We start from the raw sequence: 6,280 nt of genomic DNA, 5'->3' as shown, positions 1-6,280 counted from the left end.
CGGTCTTCTGGCTTCTGAGCCGGTGCTTGAGGTCTGTTTCCGTTTCGGTGATAGCGAGCTTGTAAACGCCTGCCATAACTGCTGCTTGAACGCAATAGCTACTTTATACCATCTGTAGCCTAACCTTGAGGAATTGGTATAACGCCTGTTTGATAAATGGTTTCAACTAAGGTCACTACCGGTTGCATGCCCTTGAAGGTCAGCGCTTGCGCAAAGCCCAGCACCGTCTCCACACTGTCGAGTAAGCTGCCGTTCCAATGTTGTTCCAACCAGCCAAAGGTACGTTCGACGGGATTGTATTTGCTGTGATAGGGCGGATAGTAGGCCAACTGGAGCTTCAATTGGGCTTGGTGCGCGAAGGTGACGAGGCGCTGCATAAACTGTGTGCGACGAAAGTGATTTTCAGGACCATTATCTTGATTAATCACTAACACATGAATGTGGGCAAAACGGTCTTTCGCCTGCTGCCACCACGCTTCCAGCAGGTCAACAATACGATCTGCCGTTACCTTGGAGGTGACAAAGAACAAAGACAGTTCCTGGTATTCGGGTAGAAAGAGGCCATAGAGTGTCAGTGTGAGTATGGCGTCAAAATCATGGTCATTCGCCTGCGTCGGTGTCCGGGTTTTGCCACCACGGTCGTACTCCCCAAGGTTGACTGCCACTTTGGCATCCATCGAGATCCGCAAGGGGGGGGCTGCATCGGCTTGCTGATTGACCTGCTGGAGTTGGGCAAAAATGGCATCAGTTTCAGGTATCCGCTTCTGGGGCTTGATCTTGGCCACCCGCTTCAACGTGTAACCTAACTCATTTAAGCGACGACGAATCGTTTCGCCACTCGGCAAGTCCGCGTCCTGGTAGCCTTGCTCAAGCAATTGACGCCTTACGGCTGCCGCACTCAAACGTGTATAAAGACGGGTACTCTTAAAACTTGGGTCAGTCTGGCTATGCGGGTCTACGATGGCTTGAATGTCCTCCAGTAAATGGGGTAATTGCACTTCGACACGCTTGCGTCCACTCCGCTGATAGCCGGGTACCAACGGTTGACCACTGGTCAATTCCTGCATCCCAAGGCGAATGGTGAGCCGATTCCATCCGAGTTCCCGTTCGGCTCTGGTTTGTCCACCCACCCCCAACCCCCGCACCACTGCTGCCATAAATTGTCGTCGGTCAGTACCTTTAAGCTTTTGAGCCGTTTTGATATACAGCAATTTGAGACTATCAGTCAGTTGAATAAGGACATCCGAACTCATACTGGGACTTCAGGTTAACGATGTCCCAGTATCGCAGGATCAGTCATTCTTTGGAGTTCTCTTAGCCGCCTTCCTCTTTTTTTGCACAGCAAGAACGGCACCATGTCCGCGTCAGGTACGTCAGGCAAAGTTCCAACGTACTATCGATAAGGCTCCGACGCGTCATGCATCGCTTGTTTTGTAGCTTACTTCCCAAAGCACATACCGAAGCCTACACCATGTCGCTAAGGTCAAGTTCTGTCACTCCCTCCTGACGGGCAGCTTCAATCCGCTGTTCTGCTTCCCGATACGCTTCATCTCGCGCCATATGCTCTCACCCGTGTTTTTAGCTGACTCTGTTATAGCCTTTTGTACTGCCCGATTCCCCCTACCGCTAAGAAACTGTTCCAGCTCTTTAGAGCGTCGATTCTTAACGGATGTCAGCGCTGAAAATCTAGGTGAGGCATAGAATAGAGGGAATGAATGCGATCGGTTGTCCCGTTGAAAATCGAGATGATGCAAACTCTTTCACTGATCGGTCAGGTTGATGCTAATGGGCATCTGCGGCTAGATGTGCCAACGCACTTACCGCCTGGAGACGTTGAGTTGGTTCTGGTGATTAATCCTGTTGCATCAACGCCTGCCAGATCGCAAGCGTACGACTTTTCTGATCTCGCAGGCAGATTGCAATGGCAGGGAGATGCGATCGCGATGCAGCGAACCATAAGAGATGAATGGTAATCGGTACCTGCTGGATACGAATGCGATTATTGCCCTGCTTCGTGGTAACCAGCAGGTACTTCAACAACTCCAGACCAGTGAATGGCTTGGAATCTCAATCATTAGCCAGCTCGAGTTTTTATCATTCTCAGGCTTGAGTGAAAACGATCGTGAGGTGTTTGACCAGTTTCTTGAGCGAGTCGAGGTCATTGGGCTAGACCCTTCTCAGGGTGATCTAATAGAACTGGCGATTCAACTGCGACAGCAGTCTCGTCTCCCGCTACCCGATGTCATTATTGCCGCTACGGCGATGCATGCAAATGCCGCTTTGATTACTGCTGATCAAGAGCTACAAACAATCCAAGCGTTAATGGTTGTTGCTTTTGTGCCTTGATGTTTAGAGGCACGTCCTATCAACGATCGTCCCAGTTTCTCAGCAATTCCCCCCAGGCTGTTCACACGCGCCGATACTGACCCAACTGCTGGAACCATCTGCCCAATGTTCTTTTTTCCAGATGGGGGCGTTGTGCTTCAGTGTGTCGATCGCATACTGGCACGCCTCAAAAGCTTCCGCCCGATGAGGGCAACCTACTGCAACCAAGACACTAATTTCACCAATCTCTAGCCGCCCTGTACGGTGATGGATCACAACACGAGTCGCATCTAGCCAGCGCTTGTGGATAGCGTCTGAAATTTGCCGAAAGATTTGCAGTGCCATTGGTTCATACGCTTGATACTCCAACGCCACCACAGGCTTACCGTCAGTTTGATGGCGCACTGTGCCGCTCATCACCACGATCGCGCCGTTAGCATCGTCTTCTGCTAGCGCGTAGGCTTCCGATAGCAACAGCGGTGCAAACGTAATTGCCAAACTATCGCTGCTGTGCTTGGGGGCGGAAAAAGTGAGAGACGGTTTGGTTTGCATAAAAGCGTTGTCAGTAGCGGCTTAAAACTGTTGCGTCAACGACATATCAGCGTCGAATGGACACGGCTTTAATCGTCTTAAGTAATCGTCTTAAGTGTAGCTGTAAATGAGCTAGAGTGCCGTCTGTGATGGGCAACCTGTTGCCTTTACAAATGTTTGTTAAGTTTTAGAGAGGCTAAGGTAGTAACGACTGGATTGGGAGCTTCTCAATTTTTTTGCTCTCCTACTTTTGAGACTGCTGCACGTTTAAGTTAACCCGCATCTGGGTGCAAGCGCTGACGACCACCGTTGAGTACAGAACTGAGATTGATCAGGTAACAGCAATGCTAGACCCAACACTGTGTATCCAAAAACCACTAACAAACTCGTGGACATCGCTCTCATGGCAAGTTTTTAACTGGCTCACAACGCCAGCACTGGTGATCCCACCCTTAGTGCTTCTCACTGTGCTGCCCTTGCTGTTTCGTCGCTTGCGCTGGCGACGGCGTATCAGCGGTCTAGGAGCAACGCTTTTATGTGTGTATTTGCTGACGCTTTCGCCAACCATGGTCAAAATTGGCAATCGTGTTCTGGTCACCTTCCTGCCATCCGATGTGGGGGCACCCGCAGACGCTATCGTGGTACTGGGTCGAGGCACTGAGATGAGACCCGAACGCGTTGACGTTTCCGCTCGGCTTTGGGAAGCACAGCGCGCTCCATTGATTTTTGCTAGCGGTTGGGGTGATGCCCAACAAATTGCCGATATGCTGGCGCAAAAGGGGATTCCTGATACAGCGATCGATGGCGAACCCTGCTCTCGCACGACCGAAGAAAACGCCCGCTTTACTGCTGCCATCGTGCAGCCCAAGAATGTACATCGCATTCTGCTAGTGACCGATCCACCGCACATGTTGCGATCGCTCCTGACGTTTCGCAGTCTTGGGTTTGAGGTTATCCCCCATACGAATCCGCTCCCCAATCACTTGAATGTGAGGTCAAAAGCCTATCTGGTCTTCCGAGAATATTTAGGGCTGGTTGGCTATGGCTTACGGGGGCGCTTTTTACCCCGTGAGCCTTCAGCAGCAGACATTAGCCCCACCGCGATCGCCCCTATTCAGGAGGCATTGCCGCTTGAAGTACCTGTTGCTCCAGTGCTTTCAGGTTGAGCCCAAGATTTTCTAAGACTTTGGCTGCCAAGCCCTTGCCTTCGCGCAAAATGCCTAACAGCAAATGTTCGGTGTCAACGTGATGACGACCCAGTTGGCGAGCCTGGTCGAGTGCAAGTCCTAAGGTTTGCTTTGCTCGTGGCGTAAACGGAATAGTAGGGGGTGTACCCTTGCCCTGCCCAATCAGTGTTTCGATTTCTACCCGGACACGATCGCCATGTACACCTGCGGCAGTTAGCACTTGTGAAGCGATCCCGGTTTTTTCTTCAAGCAACCCTAGCAGCAATTGTTCAGTGCCAATGAAGGCATGTTTCAGCCGACGTGATTCGTCCTGAGCGAAAAAAACTGACTGCATGGCTTTGGGCGTAAACCGCTCAAAGCCTACTGGCAACGCTACGCGATCGAATAAGCCAATCAATAGATCACTGAGTGATCGCAAAAAATTTCCAAACATAACGGTGTTCTCTTTTGATGGGGCTGAAGCTGGTTCAATAAGGTATTTAACGTCACAAGCTTGTGACGAAGTTAGCGTTTGAGAATCTACCGCACAACCGCTGTAGAGAAAGGACAGTAAAGCCTCGACGGTACTAGCCTCAGCGGAGTACCACAGAAATTGCTTATCGCGCCTGGAACTGACTAACCCTTCTATACGCAGCTTTTCAAGATGATGCGAAAGGGTTGAAGACGGTATTTTAAGCTGTGCTTGCAGCTCTCCCACAGTCATACCGATAGGATGTGCGGCAAACAAGAGGCGCATAATTTCTAACCTCGGCTCTGAGCCCAGGGCAGTAAAGATGTCTGCATAGCGAGTGATCTCTTCGTTAGCCATATTTCTAGAATAATCGAAATAACTAAAGCGTCAAGCGATCGCTATTTTTTCCTGGGGTGCTTGGTGCCCATTTCTGTGCTAGCAGACCACACCAGGTAAAGGACCAGTAAGCCGACTGAGCCCAGAAACAAAAGCAGATCATCTTCCATAATAAAGTTCACAGTGGCTATCCCTAAGCTTCACACTAGCAACAAAGTCCTTCAAGGAAGGCAAATTAGAATGACGAAGAGGCTTGTGCTTGTTTGAGTATGGTCGCAAAACCTTGCGACCCTAGATTTACACCCCTGAATGAAATGAGCCAATTGCCGGTCATTTATTGTCTGGTTATTGTCTGGAACGCGTATAAGGACAGTGTTGTTCTACCTGGTTCCCTACCAGATTTTGCTCTTCTATCTCGCCTTTCTCTACCCACACTCCAATGCTAGATTCTGCTTCATGCCCCCGATCGCATAGCAAGTGGGTATCGTTTACCTGGTTGATCTCCGGTCGCTTGACTCAGCCGTTGCCGTTATCCGTTCGCATCACGCTGCTGGCGCTACTGGTGTTGGTAGTGGTTGGTTTAGTGTGGGCACTTCGCAAACCCTCTCAACGGCAGCGAATCCGTCTGTGGAGTCGTCGCCTTCGCTGGTATCGGCGTCGCACCCACGTTGTTGTGGCGCTGACCTTAGCCTGTCTGCTCATCACGTCACCACCGGGACTCGCCCTCGTTACCCACGCTTTGACCAGTCAAATTCCTGCCGATTCTGGTGCTAAAGCAGAGGCGATCGTTGTCCTGGGTCGAGGTGCGCGCTTTATGAATGATCGCGTTGACGTCACGGCAGCGCTTTGGCAGGCAAAGCGCGCACCACTCATTTTCGTCAGCGGGCGTGGCGATGCGAAAAGAATTACCCGCCAACTTCTAGAGAAGGGTATTCCAAGCGATGTTTTGGATGGCGAAAACTGCTCACTCACCACCGAAGAAAACGCCCAGTTTACGGCAGATTTACTCATACCAAAGGGCATGAAACAGATCATTTTGGTGACGGATGCCCCCCACATGCTGCGATCGCGCCTCACCTTTCAAAGCCTGGGGTTCGATGTCATCGCTCATCCCAATGACTTGCCCTCTAATCTCGGTTATCGAGAACACATCGAGCTCGTTGCCAGAGAGTATGGCGGCATACTTAGCTATGTTCTCCGCGGGCGGTTCCATGAACGTGAAGCGGCTGAGCTCAAGGATGTACATGCTTTTGCAGACAGAGAATTGAGCTGAGTGACGCGTTCGGCGTGATCGTAGCAAGGGCTGATGGGAAGAAAAGCGATCAGCAATTAGTACAAAGCGATCAGCACAATACGATTCACTGACCACTGACTAATACCAATTCCTCAAGATTAAGCTACAGATGATATAAAGTAGCTATTGGGTTCAATCAATAGACATGGCAGGCGT

The 6,280-nt window shown here is 50.6% G+C and carries 7 protein-coding genes; 4 read left to right on the top strand and 3 right to left on the bottom strand.

Annotated elements, in window-relative coordinates; genetic code table 11:
• Positions 1 to 119: 119 nt before the first annotated feature.
• A complete protein-coding gene (locus tag C7B82_RS24310; protein ID WP_219904673.1) occupies positions 120 to 1,253 on the bottom strand; it encodes an ISAzo13 family transposase in 1,134 nt (377 codons plus the stop codon).
• A 462-nt stretch (positions 1,254 to 1,715) separates the two neighbouring features.
• Between C7B82_RS24310 and C7B82_RS24305 the strand changes: the two genes are divergently transcribed.
• Both C7B82_RS24305 and C7B82_RS24300 read left to right on the top strand, forming a co-directional pair.
• Entirely contained in the window at positions 1,716 to 1,973 is a 258-nt protein-coding gene (locus C7B82_RS24305) for a hypothetical protein (protein ID WP_219904672.1), read from the top strand.
• Positions 1,963 to 2,346 carry a PIN domain-containing protein gene (locus C7B82_RS24300; protein ID WP_106259319.1) on the top strand — a complete coding sequence of 128 codons (384 nt, stop codon included), beginning with the start codon at positions 1,963 to 1,965 and terminating at the stop codon, positions 2,344 to 2,346. Before C7B82_RS24305 ends, C7B82_RS24300 begins: the two co-directional genes overlap by 11 nt.
• A 39-nt stretch (positions 2,347 to 2,385) precedes the next feature.
• Here C7B82_RS24300 and C7B82_RS24295 read toward each other — a convergent pair whose 3' ends face one another.
• A complete protein-coding gene (locus tag C7B82_RS24295) occupies positions 2,386 to 2,877 on the bottom strand; it encodes a molybdenum cofactor biosynthesis protein MoaE (protein WP_106259317.1) in 492 nt (163 codons plus the stop codon).
• A gap of 323 nt (positions 2,878 to 3,200) precedes the next feature.
• Between C7B82_RS24295 and C7B82_RS24290 the strand changes: the two genes are divergently transcribed.
• Positions 3,201 to 4,022, top strand: coding sequence for a YdcF family protein (locus C7B82_RS24290; RefSeq protein WP_106259321.1), 822 nt, complete (start codon positions 3,201 to 3,203; stop codon positions 4,020 to 4,022).
• Here the strand turns inward: C7B82_RS24290 and C7B82_RS24285 are convergent.
• Entirely contained in the window at positions 3,967 to 4,851 is an 885-nt protein-coding gene (locus C7B82_RS24285; RefSeq protein ID WP_106259316.1) for an ArsR/SmtB family transcription factor, read from the bottom strand. The genes C7B82_RS24290 and C7B82_RS24285 overlap by 56 nt on opposite strands.
• 418 nt (positions 4,852 to 5,269) lie before the next feature.
• Here C7B82_RS24285 and C7B82_RS24280 point away from each other — a divergent pair, with 418 nt between their 5' ends.
• A complete protein-coding gene (locus C7B82_RS24280; protein ID WP_106259314.1) occupies positions 5,270 to 6,103 on the top strand; it encodes a YdcF family protein in 834 nt (277 codons plus the stop codon).
• The last annotated feature ends 177 nt before the right edge of the window (positions 6,104 to 6,280 follow it).

Source organism: Stenomitos frigidus ULC18, from assembly GCF_003003795.1.
Taxonomy (GTDB): domain Bacteria; phylum Cyanobacteriota; class Cyanobacteriia; order Leptolyngbyales; family Leptolyngbyaceae; genus Stenomitos; species Stenomitos frigidus_A.
Note: the sequence above shows the minus strand (reverse complement) of the source record. Positions and strands in the feature narration are given on the sequence as shown.

What these genes read in the sequence shown, in the direction of transcription:
- C7B82_RS24310 (WP_219904673.1), bottom strand. Translation starts at nt 1,253, where the DNA reads ATGAGTTCGGATGTCCTTATTCAACTGACTGATAGTCTCAAATTGCTG.
- C7B82_RS24305 (WP_219904672.1), top strand. Translation starts at nt 1,716, where the DNA reads ATGCGATCGGTTGTCCCGTTGAAAATCGAGATGATGCAAACTCTTTCA.
- C7B82_RS24300 (WP_106259319.1), top strand. Translation starts at nt 1,963, where the DNA reads ATGAATGGTAATCGGTACCTGCTGGATACGAATGCGATTATTGCCCTG.
- C7B82_RS24295 (WP_106259317.1), bottom strand. Translation starts at nt 2,877, where the DNA reads ATGCAAACCAAACCGTCTCTCACTTTTTCCGCCCCCAAGCACAGCAGC.
- C7B82_RS24290 (WP_106259321.1), top strand. Translation starts at nt 3,201, where the DNA reads ATGCTAGACCCAACACTGTGTATCCAAAAACCACTAACAAACTCGTGG.
- C7B82_RS24285 (WP_106259316.1), bottom strand. Translation starts at nt 4,851, where the DNA reads ATGGCTAACGAAGAGATCACTCGCTATGCAGACATCTTTACTGCCCTG.
- C7B82_RS24280 (WP_106259314.1), top strand. Translation starts at nt 5,270, where the DNA reads ATGCTAGATTCTGCTTCATGCCCCCGATCGCATAGCAAGTGGGTATCG.